Below are 18,762 nucleotides of genomic sequence, written 5' to 3'. Positions count from 1 at the left end.
AAGTATGCTTTGCTCCTTTTCCTCTTTGCGGGAGACAATAAAAAAACCGCAGAACTCTCATCCTGCGGTTTTCATTTTTTATAGCTTCCTTTTCAAAAAGTCCGTCATCATAGAATACAAATGCCATGTCGTATTCCCCCCATAAATACCGTGGTTTCTATTGGGATAATAAAAAGTCTCAAACTGCTTATCCGCAGCTATCAAAGCATCTACCAAGTCCACCGAGTTTTGGAAATGTACATTGTCATCCCCCGTTCCGTGAATTAACAGGAAGTTTCCTTTCAGTTTGTTGACATGTGAGATAGGACTATTATCATCGTAACCTGAAGGATTAAGCTGTGGAGTTTGCAAATAGCGCTCAGTGTAGATTGTATCATAATATCTCCAGGTAGTTACCGGGGCAACTGCTATTGCTGTCTTAAAGACATCATTGCCAATCATCAAAGAAAGGGAAGACATATAGCCTCCATAAGACCAACCCCAAATTCCTATTCTTGATGAATCAACATAAGATTGCTTCGCAAAATACTTAGCTCCCTCGATTTGATCTATGGTCTCCAGCTTGCCCAAATTTGCATAAGTAGCATGCTTGAAATCACGTCCTCTGGCTCCAGTACCTCTATTGTCCACACAGGCTACGATATATCCTTCAGCAACAAGAGCCTGATGCCAAAAATCACGAGCTCCACCCCAAGAGTTTAAGACATTTTGGGAACCTGGACCTCCATAGACATACATGAGCACAGGATATTTTTTATTCGGATCAAAATCCGCTGGTTTGATTACATAACCATTCAATGCAGTTCCATCCACTGTAGAGAAAGTAAAGAACTCTTTTTTACCTAAGGCAAAGCTTTGCAATCGCTCCTTCAACTCTTCATTTTCTTCCAAAGACTTAAGTAATTTCCCGCTTGATTCATGCAAGGTCACTATCTGAGGCATCTCTGTGGTGGAATAATAATCAATGAAGAAACGATGGTCCGGACTCATATTGATTCTGTGAGTTCCTGCCAATGGAGTGAGTGTTTTTTTATTTTTCCCGGAAAAATCAATCACATAAAAGTTTCGCTCCAAAGGAGAAGCTTCAGCAGATACGAAGTAGATTTTTTTATTTTTTTCATCTACTCCTACCAACTCAGTCACTTCCCAAGCTCCGCTGGTAATTTGACGGATCAGGCTTCCATCCATCCCATGGTGATAAATATGCTTATATCCATCCTTTTCAGAAGTTCGGATAAAGCTCTTTCCGTCACTTAGGTATTGTAAATTGTCATTATAATCTAAATCCACATAAGTCTCAGACTCCTCAGATAGAATAAGTTTACTGGAGCCAGTTGTAGCATTTGCATGGAAAAGGTCCAACTTATTCTGAAGTCTATTTAAGCGAATGAAAGCAAGTTGATTAGCATCTTTGGTCCAATAGATTCTCGGCAGGTAAATATCTTTCTCAGACCCAGCATCTACTTTTTGAATATTTTTTGAAGCCAAATCATATACATGAATGCTTACCTCTGCATTTTTCTCACCCGCTTTAGGATATTTAAATCTGTAATCAGCAGGATAAAGCGGTCCCCAGAGCTGCATATTAAATTCAGGCACATCAGTTTCATCAAATCTGATAAATGCTATTTTCTTTCCGTCAGGTGACCAAGAAAATGCCTGAGACATGGAAAATTCCTCTTCATATACCCAATCTGCTGCACCATTGATGATTTTATTCCACTCGCCATCCTTTGTGATCTGAGTGGTTTGGTTAGTAGCCAGCTCCACTAGGTACAAGTTATTATCTTTTACAAAAGCTACTTTGTCATTGTCAGGAGATAAAGTCGCATAGGAGATCTTCTCCCCATTCATCAACTGTTGCTTTTCTCCTGTAGCCATGTCAACTACATAAAAAATCCCCTTGGTGGATCGTCGATAAATAGATTCAACATCAGTAGCCACCAAAGCTTTTGATTCGTCTGAATTGAAGGAATACGAAGAAAAATTGAGTCCTAAAGCTCTTCCGTCCAAAAGGACTGCTTCTTCAGCACCTGTGGTTACATTGATTTTTACTACTGTGGGAAATCCTCCACGGTTTACTTGGGAACTGTAATATTTCCCATCTTTCATCCAATTGATCCCATAAACGGATTTTTGGGCGAAGGTATTTTTCTTGAAAACATCTTCAAGACTTACGTTTTTGAGAGCCTGAGCCTGTAAGGAGACAGAGGCCAAAAACAAGATCAGAAAAAGCGAAGATGCTTTTTTCAAACTTTCAATCATATCAGTCGTATTTTTGGGTATTTGCAAGTTTTATAGACGGCGAATATAAAAAAACTCTCGATAGCATTTTTGTTCCATTTGGATGAAAAGTTACAGAACCCTCCAAGGGCTTTAAGTCCCTTGGAGCGGTTTAAAAGTTTATTAAATTTATAGTAGAAAAATTTTAAAAATGCCTCGATCTAGCACCCCATTTGAATTTGGAAAATTTTATCATGTTTGGTCTCATGCCGTGGGTGATGAAAATATCTTTCGATTGAAGGAAAATTATAAGTTCTTTTTGTCAAAATATGATTTGTATATATACCCTGTCGCAAAAACCTATGCCTACTGTTTGATGCCTAATCATTTTCACCTTATGATTCAGATTCGGGATTCAATAGATGTAAATCCTAGCAGAGCCTTTTCAAACTTGTTAAACTCATATTCTCAGGCATATAATAAAATGTTCGATCGAAAAGGGGGATTATTTACTCATAATATTAAAAGAAAGGAAATAGCTTCCGATGATTACTTTACCAGGTGCATTACTTACATACATCAAAACCCAACCAAACATGGCTTCATTAAGAATTTTCGAAAATGGGAATTCAGCTCTTGGACAGCTATATATTCTACTAGACCAACAAAAATTGAAAGACATTCAGTTTTGAGTTGGTTTGGAGGTGTAGAGGGATTTTTAAAAGATCATGAAATATTCTCCAGCACTGAAGATGAAGTTCTTTTCGGAAAATAGAACCTATTAAAAACCCTCCAAGGGATTTTTAACCCTTGGAGGGTAGCAATAACTTGGACTATAGAAAGAAATTAAGCTACTTCGCATATTGATTTTTCCCAGCCATGAAGAAGAAAATTGCCTTGGTAACCGGAGGATTCACCGGTGAATCCGTCATCTCCCTAAAAAGCGCTGCTGTTGTCGAAAAAACTATAGACCGCGACAGGTATGACGTTTACAAAATCTTGATTTATCCAGGGGATTGGCATTTTGTCTGCGAGTCTGGAGAAAAAATCCCTGTTGACCTCAATGACTTCAGTATTTCCATCGGAGACGAAAAAATCACCTTTGATGGAGTTTTCAATATTTTACATGGCTCCCCGGGTGAAGACGGAAAATTGGCGGGATACTTTGATATGTTGGGAATCCCTTATACCACTTGCGATCAGCTGACTTCAGCTATCACTATGAATAAAGGCTATACTAAAGCCATTGTTCAAGATATTCCCGAATTACATATTGCACAGTCCATTCAACTTTTTGAAAATACTGAAAAGAATAGAAAGCGGATTGAGGCAGAATTAAGCCTTCCACTGTTTATCAAACCGAACAATGGTGGTAGCTCAATCGGAATGAGCAAAGTCAAAACCTGGGAGGAGTTATCTGAGGCCTTGGAAAAAGCTTTCGCGGAAGACAAACAGGTATTGGTTGAGGAATTTGTATCAGGAAGGGAATTTTCTGTGGGAGTTTTCCGAGGAAAAGGCGAGATCAAAGTACTTCCTGCTACGGAGATTGTGAGCAGCAAGGAGTTCTTTGATTTCGAAGCAAAATATATCCCTGGAGTTTGCGAAGAAATAACTCCCGGCCGAATGAATGAGGAGGAAATAGCAAGAGTTTCAAGGGTGGCATCAAGGGTGTATGAAAAACTCAATTGCAGAGGAGCTGTTCGAATTGATTATTTCTTGGAAAAAGAAACCGGGAAATTCTTTTTTATTGAAATCAATACGGTGCCTGGCCAAACAGAAACCAGCTTAATCTCTCAGCAGATCCGGGCAATTGGTATGGAAGTAAAGGACTTTTATACCCAGTTGATTGAGGAGATGTTTGTTTAATTTTGAAAGTGCAAAGATTCTCTCGCGGCGGCGCGGCGATTCTTTTGACTCCCGCAAAGTATAGAAGAGGCAAAGTGATTTATTTGGTTTGATTTTTTCCCGCAGATTTTCGCGGATTATTTCGCTGATAATCGCAGATTTTGCTTTACCTAGAACCCAATATTTCGCCAAAGGCATATTTCGCTCGACGAAGGAGAGCTTATATCGCGAAGCATATCTATTATCTCTCGCAGCGGTGCAGCGACGCAACGATTCTTTTGACTCCCGCAAAGTATAGAAGAGGCAAAGTGATTTATTTGATTTTTTCCCGCAGATTTTCGCGGATTACTTCGCTGATAATCGCAGATTTTGCTTTACCTAGAACCCAATATTTCGCCGAAGGCGTATTTCGCGAAGCACATCTATTATCTCTCGCAGCGGCGCGGCGATTCTTTTACTCCCGCAAAGTATAGAAGAGGCAAAGTGATTTATTTGGTTTGATTTTTTCCGCAGATTACTTCGCTGATTGACGCTGATTTTAATTTTCCTAGAAACCAATATTTCGCCGTAGGCATATTTCGCTCGACGAAGGAGAGCTTATTTCGCGAAGCATATCTCGCCGAATGAGAGTATATTTCCCAAATATTTCCTTCTTCAATGCTTCGGAATACTTAACTTTGTCCATTGGTAACCAATCCCAAAAAACCATGAACGAGCGCTACATGCAGCGCGGTGTTTCCGCCTCCAAAGAAGATGTCCATAATGCAATCTCCAAGCTGGATAAAGGACTTTTTCCTAAAGCTTTTTGCAAAATCGTAGAAGACACTTTAGGCTCTGATCCGGATTATTGCAATATCATGCATGCGGACGGTGCGGGAACCAAATCCTCTCTCGCTTATCTCTATTGGAAAGAAACAGGAGACTTAAGCGTTTGGAAAGGAATAGCACAGGATGCCATCATCATGAATACGGATGACCTACTCTGTGTGGGAGCCATCAATAATATTCTGGTATCCTCCACTATTGGTAGAAATAAAAACCTGATCCCAGGAGAAGTAATCTCTGCCATCATAGAAGGTACTGAGGAGGTTCTTCAAATGCTACGGGACAAGGGAGTTCATGCAGTGCTAACAGGCGGAGAAACTGCCGATGTGGGAGATTTGGTTCGTACAGTGATCGTAGACAGTACAGTCACTTGTAGAATGAGAAGGGAAGATGTCATTTCCAATGATAAAATTCAGCCCGGAGACGTAATCGTTGGTTTGGCTTCTTACGGACAGGCCAATTATGAGACAGAATATAATGGTGGGATGGGTAGCAATGGATTGACTTCTGCCAGACATGATGTATTCAACAAGATTTTAAAAACCAAATACCCAGAATCTTTTGATCCTGCTGTTCCGGATGACTTAATCTATTCCGGCAAATACAATCTAACTGATGCAGCTCCAGGCGCCCCGGTAAATATTGGGAAATTGGTTCTATCTCCTACCCGAACTTATGCGCCAATTATGGTGGATGTCTTAAATTATTTGAGACCTCATATTCATGGTCTGGTTCATTGCAGCGGAGGCGCGCAAACCAAAGTCCTGCATTTTGTTGATAATGTGCATGTGATTAAGGACAATCTCTTTGAAACTCCTCCACTTTTCAGAATTATTCAGGAAGAAAGTAAAACCGACTGGAAAGAAATGTACAAGGTCTTCAATATGGGCCATCGTATGGAGGTTTATCTTGATGAGAGACATGCGGAAGAAATCATTGATATAGCTGAATCTCATGGAGTTGAAGCTCAGATTATCGGAAGAGTAGAGCCATTTGATGGAAAAAAAGTAACTATTCAAAGTCCACACGGCACTTTTGAGTATTAAGCTATGGACTTAAAATCAGCTTTTAAATTATTTGGAAAGATCCTGCTCGGGATCTTTCTGTTTTTGTTGCTGATTGCATTATTTACTCTCACAACTGTGGACCGAAGTCCAATTGATGAACAGGATTTTTACCAAGAAACCTTTACTAGACTGGACAAGCTGAGTTTTGAGCAAAGCATAGGGGATGGCTGGATGGCTGGATGGGGAAAAAGTAATATGACCCCAAAAAAGCCTGTGGATTTGGTAGGCTATGCTCCCAGAGGGAACTATGAATTTGTAGCCGATAGCAGTTATGTAAAGAGTATCGTTTTGAGCAATGGGAAACAGGAAATAGCTTGGTTGAATTACGAGCTGTTGATTGTTCACCCCTATTTGTCCGAAACAATTGAAAAGAAGATTAGAGAAAAGTATCCGCAAATATCTCAACTCTTATTTACAGCTACCCATACGCATTCAGGCATGGGAGGCTATATGCCAGGGCCGCTGGGAGAACTGGCGTTTGGAGGATTTCAGGAGGAAATTGTAGAAGGCATCGCAGAAAAAAGTTTGGAAGCATTGGAGCGAGCCAAAGCAAACCTGGACACTGTGAGCATCCATTTCAGAAAAGCGGATGCTACTGAGCTTGTTGCAAATAGGTTCGTTAAAGATGGACCTATTGACCCATTTACCAGACAATTGATTTTTACAAAGAAAGATGGGAAGTCTGCCACACTCTTCACCTTTTCAGCCCATGCCACTTGCTTGAGTACTAAGTTTATGGGGCTTTCAGGTGATTACCCATTTTACCTGATGAAAAAGATGGAAGAGTCCAATTTTGAATTTGCACTTTTTGCAGCCGGCACGGTTGGTTCCCATAGGCCTCTTCGTTCAGGGAATGATATTCCGGCAGTTCAAGAATATGCTCTAACCCTCGACTCCATCAGTCAGTTAAAAATGACCCGTTATGGAACAGTTAAACTTCCAAGAATCCGAAATGCAAGATTAGACTTATCACTTAGGGAACCGCACTTAAGGATATCGGATAATATCCGAATTAGACCATGGCTTTTCAATAAATTATTAGGAGGAACCAATCCCCATTTGGGTATCACTCAAATAGGAAATACGCTAATCATTTCTTCAAGCGGGGAGATTTCGGGTGTTTTTTATGAAAAATGGGATCAATTAGCCCAAGAAAAAGGAATCAACTTGATTATAACCACTTTTAATGGAGGCTATATTGGCTACATCACGCCAGATGAACTCTATGATGAGCATTTTCATGAGGTAAGGGAGATAAATTGGTATGGCCCAGGGAATGGACAATACTTTGATGAGCTGATCACTCAAATCATCCAAAAAGCAGGAAATTAAGCTTTTTCCCAAAGCTGAGCTCTTATCCAACCTTCTGACCAGGATTTTTCTTTCAAGAGGCTGAATCCGGATTTTTCCAAAAACTCCTTATAATCAGGTAAATTCTTTCTTGGATGCTTAGTGAAAGCTCTGAAGAACCGTATCATCAAAGATTGAAGAAGCTTATTCAAGCTATTTTTCTGCGGGAAAAAATCCGATAGATAGATCAATGCCCCTTGCTTGGAAACAGCTTTTATCTTCATCAAAAGCTCCTCTAATTGCTCATCGATAAGCGTATCCAATACAAATGGCAATAGGATCAAATCATAATCTTTATCTTGAGGAATATCTCCTAAATGAAAATTAAGCTCAGAGCCTTTTAAGTTTTTTTTAGCTTTTCGAAGCATACTGACTGACACCTCCACAAAGTCCCCTTTCATATCCCTTTGAACAGACTGATAATCAGACCCAGTACCCCCTCCTATGATTAAAAGGTGCTTGTTGAGTATATTAGAAAGAAAACAAGTTTTGGACTTCCTCAGAGTTTGACCAAAAACCAGACTTGAGAGCGATCCGTAAACAGGAGTCAACCAACGATAGTTATCTTTCATATCTCTGAATTAGAAATCTCAGTATTTCTTTTTTTGATCCTTTCCAATAAACCTAAAATAAGCATATGAAAAATCTTTTTAAGAATATCTCAGGCCTTCGCCAGCTACTAAAATCTGTAGACTTGGACCAAATCTCTAAACTTTCCCAAAAAGTTGACCTCCCAAAGATGGTAGGATTGGTGTCACAAATGAGCGAATCTGACCTTTCCAAAATGATGGGAATTCTCAAAGGGGGAGGTAAACCTAAAGAAATTCCTCCCATTAACGGGGACTTTTATGAATTAGGAAAAAGCTTACCCAAAACCGAGCGTGATATCCAACTGAGGGTTCGGGAATTTATGGAAAGGGAAATCAAACCCATTGCCAATGACTATTGGAACCGTGGGGAATTTCCTATGCACATTATCCCGAAAATGGCTGAATTGGATATAGCTGGGCTAACCTATCAAGGATATGGATGTCCAGGTCATTCTGCTTTGCTTGAAGGTTTTATTGCTATGGAAATGGCAAGAATTGATACCTCGATATCTACTTTTTTTGGTGTGCAAAGTGGACTGGCAATGGGCTCTGTGTACCTATGTGGGTCGGAAGCTCAAAAACAAGAATGGCTTCCTGCCATGCAGAAATTGGAAAAAATCGGAGCATTTGGGCTTACTGAACCAGAAGTTGGTTCGGGAGTTGCCGGAGGCTTAACTACCACCTGCAAAAGAGACGGCGATACTTGGATTTTGAATGGTCAGAAAAAATGGATCGGAAATGCCACTTTCTCAGATATGACTGTGATTTGGGCAAGAGACCTGGATGACAATCAGGTGAAAGGGTTTATTGTACGGAAGGATAATCCAGGATTTTTTGCTGAAAAACTGGAAGACAAAATGGCCCTGAGGACGGTTCAGAACGCCCTGATCACTTTGACCAAATGTGAAGTGCCAGAAAGCGATAGATTGCAAGAGGCGAATTCCTTTAGAGATACTGCCAAAGTGTTGAGAATGACAAGAGCAGGAGTTGCCTGGCAGGCGGTAGGCTGTGCAAGAGGCGCTTACGAACTTGCATTGGCTTATAGTAATGAAAGAAGTCAGTTTGGAAGACCTATCGCATCCTTCCAGTTGGTTCAGGATCTTCTGGTCACCATGTTGGGAGATTTGACAGCCATGCAAACTATGGTATTTAGGCTTTCCCAAATGCAAGACGCAGGAGATCTGCTGGATGAACATGCTTCTTTGGCCAAGGTATTCTGTACCTTAAGAATGAGATCCATCGTGGATCAAGCCAGAGAACTATTTGGTGGCAATGGAATTTTGTTGCGACATGATATCGCCCGATTTGTGGCAGATGCAGAAGCGGTATACAGCTATGAAGGCACCAAAGAAATCAATTCTTTGATTGTAGGGAGAGCTATTACCGGACACAGTGCTTTTGTGTAGTACATAAATTACGGTTCCAGATAAAAATTGAAGAGATTGATGTGCAACATTTATCATGGCTGACACTTAAAATGATAAATCCTCAAAAATTGAAGTCTAGTCAATCCCGGAGGGATTAAAGTTCGGTAGCAAATGACCTCACAAAAACCTCACCATGCTGTAGGCATGGAACTTTGCGATCCTTTAGAATCATTTTAATCACTCTTTATTTTCATTTGAGAGGAATTAATTTATTAATTAAACCCCTCCCGATATTCATCGGGACAAGCTCTTGCCCCCTTTGTAAAGGGAGAATTGTTTCTAGGCATACATTTAGAATGAGTATTTCTATCTTATTTCTATCTTATTTCTATCTTATTTCTATCTTATTTCAAAAAATCAATAATATCCAAGGCAATAGAAAAACCGCCTCCATCCTACTCCGAATTTGATTTTCATTGAGGTTTTTATTGAAAAAAATCAAGAAATGGAGGATAACCATTATCAGCAAAATACAGGAATACATGCGGAAGAAAGAGGGCAAAGCGATAAAGAGTGCAAGCGAAGCTATAATCAATAGCAGAGCAAGTCTTCGGATCCAATCCAATAATTGTGTGGGTTGAAACAATTGTGCCGCAGAGGGAAAGCCAGCTATTTCATCTTTTTTTCTGTCCATCCAGGATAGCATCAGCAAATTCAAAAAAGCCAACAGCGTAAATACTAATAAAAAAGCTCCCAGTCTCCAGTCTCTATCCAATGCATCGGCTCGAAGAAGGGGGATCCAGGCAATCCCCAAAACGTAAAAAACTGCCGTACTCAATTCCTTAAGTCCATTCCCGGCATTTCCTCCCAATCGTATTAAGGTCATACTTCCGCCTATTGCCCCCGCAAGAACCAGAGACCATAGTAATTCCCCGGTCCAGCCTAAGACCCAAATCGCTCCCAGCAAGCCCAAAAGCGTAGCTAAAGCCAGGCTAAACAAAAGGGTTTTCTGATTTCTTGCATGAAACTGATGTCTGGGACTCAGGTCAATCTGTACTTTTTTACGGGAATCCAACAGATGATCGGCTGTATAAATCACCCAAACACAGAGACCCAACAATGCATAAATTTCCCACCCTAGCTGCACGTGGAGGAGTTGAGAAAAAAACAACATCCCTGCCATGGCTCCTAAAACCACATCAATGGAAAGCCAAGAAATGTAAGGGTAAAGAGCTTTGATAGGCTTCATCTTCTAAAAATAGGGGAAGGTGTAAGGAGTGGAAAATAAATGGCCTGAATTTTCTATTTTACATTCAATTAATTCTTAAAACCCAAAAATCAAACCTTTCAGCTTTATGCGAACCTATTTCAGTTTTCTATTCCTACTTCTTTTCAGCCTATCGGCATACGCCCAATCACCTATCAAAATTGCCTGTGTGGGAAATTCAATCACACAAGGACCCGGTAGAGATAATCCGGATTCATATCCCCTACAAATGCAGGCATTATTGGGAGAAACTTATCTGGTAAAGAATTTTGGAGTAAGTGGCAGAACGCTATTGAGAAAAGGAGATTTCCCTTATTGGAATGAACCACAATTTCAAGAAGTGAAAGATTTTGCTCCAGACATTTTGGTAATCATGCTTGGCACCAATGATTCCAAACCACAGAATTGGGCTCATAAAGCAGATTTCAGAAAAGACTATTTGGATATGATTGCAGAGTTTCGTCAGCATATGCCTGTAGATGGAAAGGTATATGTGATCATGCCCGTACCGGTTACCAAGGATAATTTTGGAATTACTGCCAATGTCATGAACAACGAACAGCGTATGATGATCATGGACATTGCTCAATCCAGCGCTTCAGAGCTGATTGATTTGTATACTCCTTTGATGGACAAGGCTGAGTTGCTACCTGATGGGGTTCATCCCAATAAAGAAGGTTTGGGTATTATGGCTCAGGTAGTTGCGAGAGCAATTAGGCTTTGAGGTGTTAATAGATAAATTTAAATCACCTTCACAAAAAGTAAAATAATAGACAAGACTCCCAACAGCCACAGAAGCCAATAAGGCTTTTGTTGCTTTGGGTTTTTGCCCCAAAAAGCATAGGTGATTTTCATCATGGCTGGCCTATTTTTAGCCATGAAATTGTAGGCATGATCGCTCATCCATCTGAAAGATCTGGACTTCTGATACCAGCGGTGCGGAAATTTTAAAGGCCTTTTGAAATGGAAAAAGCTCCTGTAAGCTGAATCAGGACCACTGAATATTTGCCCGTTGGTTTCAATAAACCGGGAAGCCTTCTTGAATTCTTTGAGAGGAATTTCAGGAAATTGATCTGCTACTTCCTGATAGGTTTTAAAAGTTATACCCGATGATTTGCTTTCCCAAACCTGAATCCAATAGGCACAAAAACCACAGTTTCCATCCCATATCATCAATGGTTTAGAAGGAGGACTTTGGGTTCGGGGAATTTTTTGGAACATGGGAAAAGGAAAAAATTAGTGATTAATAGATGAAACCTGAAAGCATTTTTAATTATTTAACCGCATTAAAGCTTCAGGGTTTTATATAGCTAATAAATAGCTTCACAATTGAAGCATGAATCGATTAAACTTTTGAATAAAAGGGAATTTCTTCTCCTCTTTCCTTAGCCTCTTTTCTAATATTCATATGAAAATAAAGACTCTCCAAAGTTTCTTCCTGATTAAAGCAATACTCATCTTCCAAAAAATCCTCAGTCTCATATTCTGATAGCGCATAATACTTTTGGACTAATTGAGCACGAATAGGGATAAATCCTTTCCAAAAGATTGGGAACAGATCAAAATATCCCTCTCTGAAGGAATGGCCTCTCCAGTTGATAAAAAAGTCTTCATCGAGATTGGTGTTTTGGAAAAGAAATTCGCAGAAATACTCATCCATAATCGTTTCTGCCTGAATCACTTTTTCTATTAGCTCTTCTTCATTTATTTTCTTAGAAAAATCCCATGTCAATAGTCCCTCTTCATATAATTCCCTGACCACATTCCAATATTTATTCAGCTGTGCTCGAGTTTGAAGAAATTCTTCCCAGCTATAATCCTCGAAATAGGGCAGTTCTTCCGTAGCTTCTGCCAAATAATCAAAAGTAGCCTGAGTCAAGATCAGCCAAGCCTCCACCCAGTCATAGGTTAAAGGATTGGGCTCCTTCTTCAATAATTTCAGCTCCACATTGGCTTTATGGGCATAAATCTGCAGGTCTGATTTCCCTAGAAATCTCAAATGCTCATCTGCATGAATTCTCAGGTTTACTCGTGCACCTAAGCCAAACTCTTCATGATGGCATGAAAAACAAGAGCAAGAATAAATATCTGCTATTTCGTGGTCCTTCCTGTCATTGGTGAGTTCCAGTACAAACCTTAAATCCAAATAACTTTTAGACTGCTTTCCAAGTAGCCTGTATCCAGTTCTAATCTGATCGGGATTACAGGACATTTCATGACAATATCCCGGAAGAAGCTCCAATTCTTCATCTCCAGCATCCCTAAATTGTTTGAAAGATGTATTCAAGCTTCTTAGAAAAGACTCCAAAGGGACATCCGAATAGGTGCGACTTTCATCCATTAATTCCCCCAAAGAATCTATATCCATTTTTGAAAAAGCAGTAAGCACTTGGTTGAGATAAAAATCCATGGGAAAAAGAATTAAGTGAACCTTGAAGTTCTCTAGTTTCTCAGAAATGACCAAGTAATTTTCAATGCGAGCCTATCTAATTAAGACAATAGCTGTCGGAACTCTGAAGATATTTTATCTTTTGACAGGTCTTTTACTCCTGTTTTCTTAGGTTTGGAATTATTCATAAATCACATGAGAGCAAAAAACTTTTTTATCCTTTTTCTGTGGCTAGCATTGGTTCAGCAATATGCTTTTTCCCAACAAAAAACAGCACTCCTCCCCGTCACCAAAGTAGTTGACGGTGATACTTTTTGGGTTCTAAATAGTAAAGGTCAGGAGGAAAAAATCCGATTGATTGGCGTGGACTCACCAGAAGCACGTAATTCGGGCAGGAAAAGAATTGAATACTTTGGAAAAGAGAGCTCAGCTTATGCAAAGCGTATATTGGAAGGCCAAAAAGTGAGACTGGAATATGACGTCCAGCGCTATGATAGATATCAAAGAACTTTAGCCTATGTCTACCTGGAAGATGGAAGGTTTTTTAATGCGCTATTGGTTCAGGAAGGCTATGCTACAGTAGCTACGTTCCCTCCTAATGTCAAATACGAATCTTTATTTATCAAACTACAGCGCGAGGCACGAACCAAAGGAAAAGGACTTTGGGGGAAATGAGATAAGGTCAAATCTTTTTCAAAAAAAATGCCCTTGAGCAAAAACTCAAAGGCATTTAATTCAATGGTTACTCATATCAATTCAGTTTTCTCAGGTATCTGAAAAATTCAGAATCTGTGGATAAAATGATACTGGTTTTCTCATCCATGGACTTCTCAAAACTCTCCATCGTTCGAAGGAATTTGTAGAGTTCCACAGAGGTTCTGCTTCGATTATAAGCAGCCGCATAAATAGCAGTAGCTTCCGCATCTGCTTTCCCTTTGATTTCCTCTGCCTGGCGGAAGGCTTCCGACTGTATTTCAGCCAAATCCCGCTCTTTATTCCCTTCAATGACACGGGCCTTTCCCTGCCCTTCAGACCTAAATTGATCAGCGATTCGATTTCTTTCTGAAATCATTCGGTCATATACTCTATCCCGAACATCATCCACATAATTCATTCGCTTGAATCGAAAATCCAGAATTCTCACCCCCAAATCAGTGGTTCTCTCATTGGCTTTTTTCAAAACAATCTCCTCGATCTTATCCCTTCCGACGGAAATATCCTGCAATACCTCAATCTCCTCCAGAAAGTCTTCTGTGATTTCCGGTTCCCGATTACTTGATCTTACGATATCCAATAAATCATGACTGGCAATTGCATTTCGGGTTTCCCCATCCAGAATATCATCCAATCTGGATTGTGCAGAACGCTCATCTCTCAAGCGAATGAAAAACTGCAAAGGATTAGTAATCTCCCATCTTGCATAGGTATCGATGAATATAAACTTCTTATCCTTAGTAGGAACCTGATTTCTATCTCCGTCCCATTCCAAATAGCGCTTGTCAAAAAACTGCACTTTATGCAAAAATGGGATTTTGAAATTAATGCCCGGAGAGGTTCTTGGATCTCCAACAGGTTTCCCAAATTGGGTAACGATAGCCTGCTGCGTTTCATCCAAAACAAAATAGCTATTGAAGGTCATTAGGACCAACAAAGTCACTATCACGATGGAACTTATCTTTCTCTTGCTCATTGTTGAGGACTTTTAGCTTTATCAATATTTAATAGAGGAAGAACATTATTGCCTTTTTCATCAACGATAATTTTGTTTCCGATTTTAGGCAAAATCTTCTCCATAGTTTCCAAATAAATCCGTTGTTTGGTGACTTCCGGCGCCTTGATGTACGCTTCATATAAAGCATTAAAACGCTCAGCTTCACCTTTGGCACGGTTGACCCGATTAAGAGCAAAAGCCTCTGCCAATTGGATCGTCTCTTCTGCTTCTCCCCTAGCTCTGGGAATTACACGGTTATACTCCGCCTCAGCTTGATTGATCAAAGTTTCCCGCTCCTGCTGAGCCTGGTTGACGGCATTGAAGGATGGCTTCACCGGCTCCGGAGGATTGACATCCTGAAGCACTACCTGATCGATTCTAATTCCATTTTCATATTCATCACAAAGTTCCTGAAGCAGCCCCTCCACAGTCGTGGCTATTTCCTGTCTTCCTACGGTCAAAACTTCATTCACCGTGCGGTCTCCGACTACCTTCCGCATCACTGACTCAGACATATCCCTTAGGGTTTTTTCTGCATTTCTGACTTTGAATAGAAAATTATAAGAATTGGTAATTCGGTATTGCACCACCCATTCCACATCGGTGAGATTGAGGTCACCTGTCAGCATCATGCTTTCATCACCAAAGCCTGTCTTGGTATATTCAGTCTGAGTTCCTGCACGGGTAGTTCGGAATCCGAATTCCTGCTTCAATTGACGCTGAACGGGAATTTTATACATACGCTCTATCCAAAATGGAATGATAAAATTCAGACCAGGATTGACCGTACGATTGTATTGGCCCAGTTGAATAACTACTCCTTCCTCTTCCGGACCTACCGTTCGGATGCTAGTGAAAAGCGCTATAAGCAACAAAAACCCTAGGACTATTTTCCTGAGGTGTTTTCTGAACCAATACAGGTTGATTTGATAAATTTTTTCTTCCATATAATATTAAGCCAGTTTATAGCCTACTAGTTCAAAGGTTAACTTGAGCAGACTTGATTATTTAAGAATACCACTAAAAATACTAAAGAAGAAATAATTCATAGTAAAAAGAGAAGGTGGCTTAACGCAGAAATTAACTAAATGCCATAACAATCCCTTTTCTAATCTGTTAGGTATTCATAAACCAATTTTAATTACCATGACAAAAGAAAAAGAAAGTATTCAAACCTGGCCTGATTTGGCCATTGGACTGTATGAAAAGCTAACTGGAAAAGGTGCAGTGATTTCCTATGATTTCGAAGATTTTACATTGGGCGTACCGAAGGAAGTTGGCGACAGTTCCACTTTTACCAATTGGAAAGTCAACGGCAAGTTGAAAATCTCAACCAGTGAGAAGTAAGATGACATCGAGCTTAACAATTGCGGCTGATTTAACTATTTCCTCTGAAACTCATGAGATAATCGTTTTGAGTGATTCAGAGGAAATAGGAATTGCCATCAATGGAAATGGGATGCCTAACTTAGGAATCTCCACCTGGAGACTTTTTAAGCTTCTGAGAAGTTTCCCAAAAACCAATATCGATCAGCGAATACGCATTGTTTACAATCAAAAAGAGATTTATCGCAGTGATAAATCTCTTCTTCGTTTATCTAATGTTTCCGCACTTATCAGATTACTTTTTAGCAGATCATCTTGAAATATGATTTCACCAATCGATAAATAATTCAGCAGCATCTTTTTAAAAGTAAAATCCAAGATTCCCCCTTGCTGAAAAAATCAGCTTATCTTCCTTTTTGGGTTATTAAGCATTTCAAAATCAGCTCTTTTCCCTCATTCCTGGGCTTTATACAATATAAATACGCCATATAACGTATGGTAATCCATCTGTGGCTACTTTTTCTTTAGGGTGTAGAATTTGAAAACCTCACAACTCCCAAAAAGATGAAAAAATTAAGCTTTTTATTGCTGGCTGTAATCTTCCTGGCAGGGAATGCCTGGAGTCAAACAGCTCCCACATTTAAATATGAAATAGGTGGGAAAATCGAAAAAATGACCCTCACAGACGCAGGAGTCCTATTAGTCAATGGTAGCAGCGGGCTATCTGGAATAAGACCCGGAGCAAGCAGCCCGCATTTCAGTTTTGCCGAATATGGTAAAATCAAAGAAGAAGAAATGGAACTAGTGCCTTTAAGCCCCTACATCATTCTCACTCAGGGCGGAGCTTCCCAAATTCCTGGGACCATTTTCGCCAACTCTAAACGTACAGTGATCGATGTGATTACCGGAGAGAAGGTATTTGTCACTGAAGAAAATGGCTGGAAGCAAATAGCTCAATTGAAAATTTTCCTTCCGGAAAACAAGGTTGTCGTAGTCGGCAACCGTGAAAAGCGTGAAGAAGAGGTACTGGCGGTTGGCATTTATGATCTAGCTTCTGGGAAACAGGAGGGATTTGCAAAGCTCGATCCCAATATTGGAAAAGTTAGAAGTGGCGCTGCTATTCCTATGAGTTCTGGAGCGCCATTTTTACTTCAAAATCAAGTATTTGTTCCTACAACCAAAGGGGTAATCTGCGCCAATGTGAAAGATGGAGGCATTATCTGGCAGAATGAAATCAAAAATGTCACCAGTATGATCGCAGATAATACCGGAAATGAAATTTACGGATTCGAAGAGAGAAGTAATGGAGATACCCGCATTCACAAATTTGGAAAAGACGGGCGAGAACTTTGGGATAAAGAGCGAAAAATCAAAGGTTCAATTACAAGATTTCAGATTTTACCCCAAGGTCTGGCAATCGTAAGTGATGTGTTCAAAGGAGGAAGCAGCTTGGTAAGCCAGATAGGTGGAAGCGGTGAGTCCAAGATTGCCTTCCTTGATGCCAGCAATGGAGAAGATCTTTGGGAAAAAGCCCCTAAAACCAAGGGATATGTACAGCACTTTTATGTAATGGAAGACGGAATTTTATTTGGTATTGCAGAAGGTGGGATTAATAAAATCAAGTTTGACGGTACTCCACTTTTCAAAAAGCCCATTGATACAGGAGCAAATATCCATACCATGGCTACCACTCCTCAAGGCATGATCTATATCACAGACACCGATGCAAATATCATCAACCTCACTACCGGTGATTCTAAATGGAAAAAAGGAATTCAATACAAGAAAGCAACAGCTGTTACCAGCGCGTATGATGCTGCGAAGGGACGCTATTTGATCAGCACAGGAGAGGAAATTTTAGCTATTGATGAAAATACAGGAGATCTCAGCACACTTGCCAAATTCAAATTTGATGGAAAAGAAAGTCCTTACACGATGGGGATTCGCTCCTCAGGAATCTATTTAGCATCTGATCAAAATATGATGTTGTTGAATAGTGAGGGAAAAGAGAATTACCATGTATTTCATAAAGCCCCAGGGCAAAGCACCTTTGCAAAAGTTGCATTGGGAGCTTTATCGGTAGCTTCAGCAGCAGTTTCAGCGGCTGCAGCTTCCCAATCCACCTATTCCTATTATATCGGAGAATATAATAGTGCAGATGCCATGCGCGCTAAAAACAATGCGGCTGCAGCAGAATCTTTTGCAAATATAGCTTCCGTATCCTATGGAGAAATGACCAAGCGATTTAAAGCCACCATGGCAACGGCTAATGATCAGTTTATCCTAACGGATTTGAGCGATGGAGTAGGTTTGGTCAAAGTGAACAAAGATTCTGGAAAAACCGAAAAGGAGATCATCCTAAAAGATAAAAAACCGGTTTATGAAGTGGATGATATAGAAGGCTATTTGTATTACCTATCCGGAAATGGAGTCATCAGTGCCTTTGATTTAAAAAAATAAGAACCTATTTCGCTATTCAACAAAAAAACCTCTGTCGGAAATTAACTGAGAGAGGTTTTTTGATTGGTGAGTTGGTGAGGGCTATTGGTTTTAGAATTTGAAAATGTTGAGAAAATCCTCATTCCCGTTAAAAAAGATCTTTTAAGTTTAATTTTTTAGGGAGTCCTCAAGCAAAGGAATGGGGTTTATATCAAAGAGTTTAGGTTAATAACCATTATTAATTTATTGATTGTAGACTTCTGAAGTTTTAGGCTACTAGCTTCTTTTATAAGATTCTTTGCTATTTCAAGGGGAATTTGGAGTGTTATTACTTTTTTTCTAAGAAACTCTCTTTCGAAACGA

Annotated in this window: 17 protein-coding genes; 10 read left to right on the top strand and 7 right to left on the bottom strand. The window is 39.9% G+C overall.

Annotation, left to right across the window (positions count from 1 at the left end; all coding sequences use genetic code 11):
• Positions 1–78 precede the first annotated feature (78 nt).
• On the bottom strand, positions 79–2,265 hold the full coding sequence (locus BM073_RS07355) for a S9 family peptidase (RefSeq protein WP_091653048.1): 2,187 nt from the start codon (positions 2,263–2,265) through the stop codon (positions 79–81).
• 169 nt (positions 2,266–2,434) lie between these two features.
• Here BM073_RS07355 and BM073_RS07350 point away from each other — a divergent pair, with 169 nt between their 5' ends.
• From BM073_RS07350 to BM073_RS07335, 4 genes are all read left to right on the top strand, one after another.
• Positions 2,435–2,998, top strand: a complete 564-nt coding sequence (locus BM073_RS07350) for a transposase (RefSeq protein ID WP_091652618.1) — start codon at positions 2,435–2,437, stop codon at positions 2,996–2,998.
• Positions 2,999–3,102: 104 nt separating this feature from the next.
• On the top strand, positions 3,103–4,089 hold the full coding sequence (locus tag BM073_RS07345) for a D-alanine--D-alanine ligase (RefSeq protein WP_091652614.1): 987 nt from the start codon (positions 3,103–3,105) through the stop codon (positions 4,087–4,089).
• A gap of 686 nt (positions 4,090–4,775) precedes the next feature.
• Positions 4,776–5,939, top strand: coding sequence for an AIR synthase related protein (locus tag BM073_RS07340; protein WP_091653045.1), 1,164 nt, complete (start codon positions 4,776–4,778; stop codon positions 5,937–5,939).
• A gap of 3 nt (positions 5,940–5,942) precedes the next feature.
• A complete protein-coding gene (locus BM073_RS07335; protein ID WP_091652611.1) occupies positions 5,943–7,292 on the top strand; it encodes a neutral/alkaline non-lysosomal ceramidase N-terminal domain-containing protein in 1,350 nt (449 codons plus the stop codon).
• Here BM073_RS07335 and BM073_RS07330 read toward each other — a convergent pair.
• The gene (locus BM073_RS07330) at positions 7,289–7,882 is read right to left on the bottom strand and encodes a class I SAM-dependent methyltransferase (protein WP_091652608.1); all 594 of its coding nucleotides are present in this window, start codon (positions 7,880–7,882) and stop codon (positions 7,289–7,291) included. The genes BM073_RS07335 and BM073_RS07330 overlap by 4 nt on opposite strands.
• A 65-nt stretch (positions 7,883–7,947) precedes the next feature.
• Between BM073_RS07330 and BM073_RS07325 the strand changes: the two genes are divergently transcribed.
• Positions 7,948–9,306 (top strand): acyl-CoA dehydrogenase family protein, encoded by a 1,359-nt coding sequence (locus tag BM073_RS07325; protein WP_091652606.1) that lies wholly within the window; start codon positions 7,948–7,950, stop codon positions 9,304–9,306.
• Positions 9,307–9,676: 370 nt separating this feature from the next.
• Here the strand turns inward: BM073_RS07325 and BM073_RS07320 are convergent, their stop codons facing one another.
• Positions 9,677–10,516, bottom strand: a complete 840-nt coding sequence (locus BM073_RS07320; protein ID WP_091652603.1) for a hypothetical protein — start codon at positions 10,514–10,516, stop codon at positions 9,677–9,679.
• A gap of 106 nt (positions 10,517–10,622) precedes the next feature.
• Between BM073_RS07320 and BM073_RS07315 the strand changes: the two genes are divergently transcribed.
• Positions 10,623–11,258, top strand: coding sequence for a GDSL-type esterase/lipase family protein (locus BM073_RS07315; protein WP_091652600.1), 636 nt, complete (start codon positions 10,623–10,625; stop codon positions 11,256–11,258).
• Positions 11,259–11,275: 17 nt separating this feature from the next.
• Here BM073_RS07315 and BM073_RS07310 read toward each other — a convergent pair whose 3' ends face one another.
• Together BM073_RS07310 and BM073_RS07305 are read right to left on the bottom strand one after the other, a co-directional pair.
• A complete protein-coding gene (locus BM073_RS07310) occupies positions 11,276–11,755 on the bottom strand; it encodes a thiol-disulfide oxidoreductase DCC family protein (protein ID WP_091652597.1) in 480 nt (159 codons plus the stop codon).
• A 124-nt stretch (positions 11,756–11,879) separates the two neighbouring features.
• Positions 11,880–12,944 (bottom strand): hypothetical protein, encoded by a 1,065-nt coding sequence (locus BM073_RS07305; protein WP_091652595.1) that lies wholly within the window; start codon positions 12,942–12,944, stop codon positions 11,880–11,882.
• A gap of 174 nt (positions 12,945–13,118) precedes the next feature.
• Here BM073_RS07305 and BM073_RS07300 point away from each other — a divergent pair, with 174 nt between their 5' ends.
• Positions 13,119–13,598: a thermonuclease family protein gene (locus BM073_RS07300; protein ID WP_091652592.1), complete on the top strand. Its 480-nt coding sequence runs from the start codon at positions 13,119–13,121 to the stop codon at positions 13,596–13,598.
• 76 nt (positions 13,599–13,674) lie between these two features.
• Here BM073_RS07300 and hflC read toward each other — a convergent pair whose 3' ends face one another.
• Both hflC and hflK read right to left on the bottom strand, forming a co-directional pair.
• Entirely contained in the window at positions 13,675–14,613 is a 939-nt protein-coding gene (hflC, locus tag BM073_RS07295; RefSeq protein ID WP_091652589.1) for a protease modulator HflC, read from the bottom strand.
• On the bottom strand, positions 14,610–15,581 hold the full coding sequence (gene hflK, locus BM073_RS07290) for an FtsH protease activity modulator HflK (protein WP_091652587.1): 972 nt from the start codon (positions 15,579–15,581) through the stop codon (positions 14,610–14,612). The genes hflC and hflK overlap by 4 nt, the downstream gene beginning before the upstream one ends.
• A 199-nt stretch (positions 15,582–15,780) precedes the next feature.
• On the opposite strand from hflK, the gene BM073_RS07285 reads away from it, so the two are divergent.
• The 3 genes from BM073_RS07285 to BM073_RS07275 all read left to right on the top strand — a co-directional run bounded on the left by BM073_RS07285 (position 15,781) and on the right by BM073_RS07275 (position 18,420).
• Entirely contained in the window at positions 15,781–15,981 is a 201-nt protein-coding gene (locus BM073_RS07285; RefSeq protein ID WP_091652584.1) for a hypothetical protein, read from the top strand.
• A 1-nt stretch (position 15,982) separates the two neighbouring features.
• The gene (locus BM073_RS07280; RefSeq protein ID WP_091652581.1) at positions 15,983–16,279 is read left to right on the top strand and encodes a hypothetical protein; all 297 of its coding nucleotides are present in this window, start codon (positions 15,983–15,985) and stop codon (positions 16,277–16,279) included.
• A gap of 245 nt (positions 16,280–16,524) precedes the next feature.
• Complete coding sequence (locus tag BM073_RS07275) at positions 16,525–18,420, top strand: BamB-related PQQ repeat family beta-propellar protein (RefSeq protein WP_091652578.1); 1,896 nt, start codon at positions 16,525–16,527, stop codon at positions 18,418–18,420.
• Positions 18,421–18,762 lie beyond the last annotated feature (342 nt).

This window comes from Algoriphagus ornithinivorans (assembly GCF_900115305.1).
GTDB lineage: Bacteria > Bacteroidota > Bacteroidia > Cytophagales > Cyclobacteriaceae > Algoriphagus > Algoriphagus ornithinivorans.
Note: the sequence above shows the minus strand (reverse complement) of the source record. Positions and strands in the feature narration are given on the sequence as shown.

Coding starts and splice junctions, on each gene's coding strand:
- BM073_RS07305 (WP_091652595.1), bottom strand. CDS start 12,944: ATGGATTTTTATCTCAACCAAGTGCTTACTGCTTTTTCAAAAATGGAT.
- BM073_RS07310 (WP_091652597.1), bottom strand. CDS start 11,755: ATGTTCCAAAAAATTCCCCGAACCCAAAGTCCTCCTTCTAAACCATTG.
- BM073_RS07280 (WP_091652581.1), top strand. CDS start 15,983: ATGACATCGAGCTTAACAATTGCGGCTGATTTAACTATTTCCTCTGAA.
- BM073_RS07275 (WP_091652578.1), top strand. CDS start 16,525: ATGAAAAAATTAAGCTTTTTATTGCTGGCTGTAATCTTCCTGGCAGGG.
- hflK (WP_091652587.1), bottom strand. CDS start 15,581: ATGGAAGAAAAAATTTATCAAATCAACCTGTATTGGTTCAGAAAACAC.
- BM073_RS07345 (WP_091652614.1), top strand. CDS start 3,103: ATGAAGAAGAAAATTGCCTTGGTAACCGGAGGATTCACCGGTGAATCC.
- BM073_RS07355 (WP_091653048.1), bottom strand. CDS start 2,265: ATGATTGAAAGTTTGAAAAAAGCATCTTCGCTTTTTCTGATCTTGTTT.
- BM073_RS07315 (WP_091652600.1), top strand. CDS start 10,623: ATGCGAACCTATTTCAGTTTTCTATTCCTACTTCTTTTCAGCCTATCG.
- BM073_RS07335 (WP_091652611.1), top strand. CDS start 5,943: ATGGACTTAAAATCAGCTTTTAAATTATTTGGAAAGATCCTGCTCGGG.
- BM073_RS07325 (WP_091652606.1), top strand. CDS start 7,948: ATGAAAAATCTTTTTAAGAATATCTCAGGCCTTCGCCAGCTACTAAAA.
- BM073_RS07340 (WP_091653045.1), top strand. CDS start 4,776: ATGAACGAGCGCTACATGCAGCGCGGTGTTTCCGCCTCCAAAGAAGAT.
- BM073_RS07285 (WP_091652584.1), top strand. CDS start 15,781: ATGACAAAAGAAAAAGAAAGTATTCAAACCTGGCCTGATTTGGCCATT.
- BM073_RS07320 (WP_091652603.1), bottom strand. CDS start 10,516: ATGAAGCCTATCAAAGCTCTTTACCCTTACATTTCTTGGCTTTCCATT.
- BM073_RS07330 (WP_091652608.1), bottom strand. CDS start 7,882: ATGAAAGATAACTATCGTTGGTTGACTCCTGTTTACGGATCGCTCTCA.
- hflC (WP_091652589.1), bottom strand. CDS start 14,613: ATGAGCAAGAGAAAGATAAGTTCCATCGTGATAGTGACTTTGTTGGTC.
- BM073_RS07300 (WP_091652592.1), top strand. CDS start 13,119: ATGAGAGCAAAAAACTTTTTTATCCTTTTTCTGTGGCTAGCATTGGTT.
- BM073_RS07350 (WP_091652618.1), top strand. CDS start 2,435: ATGCCTCGATCTAGCACCCCATTTGAATTTGGAAAATTTTATCATGTT.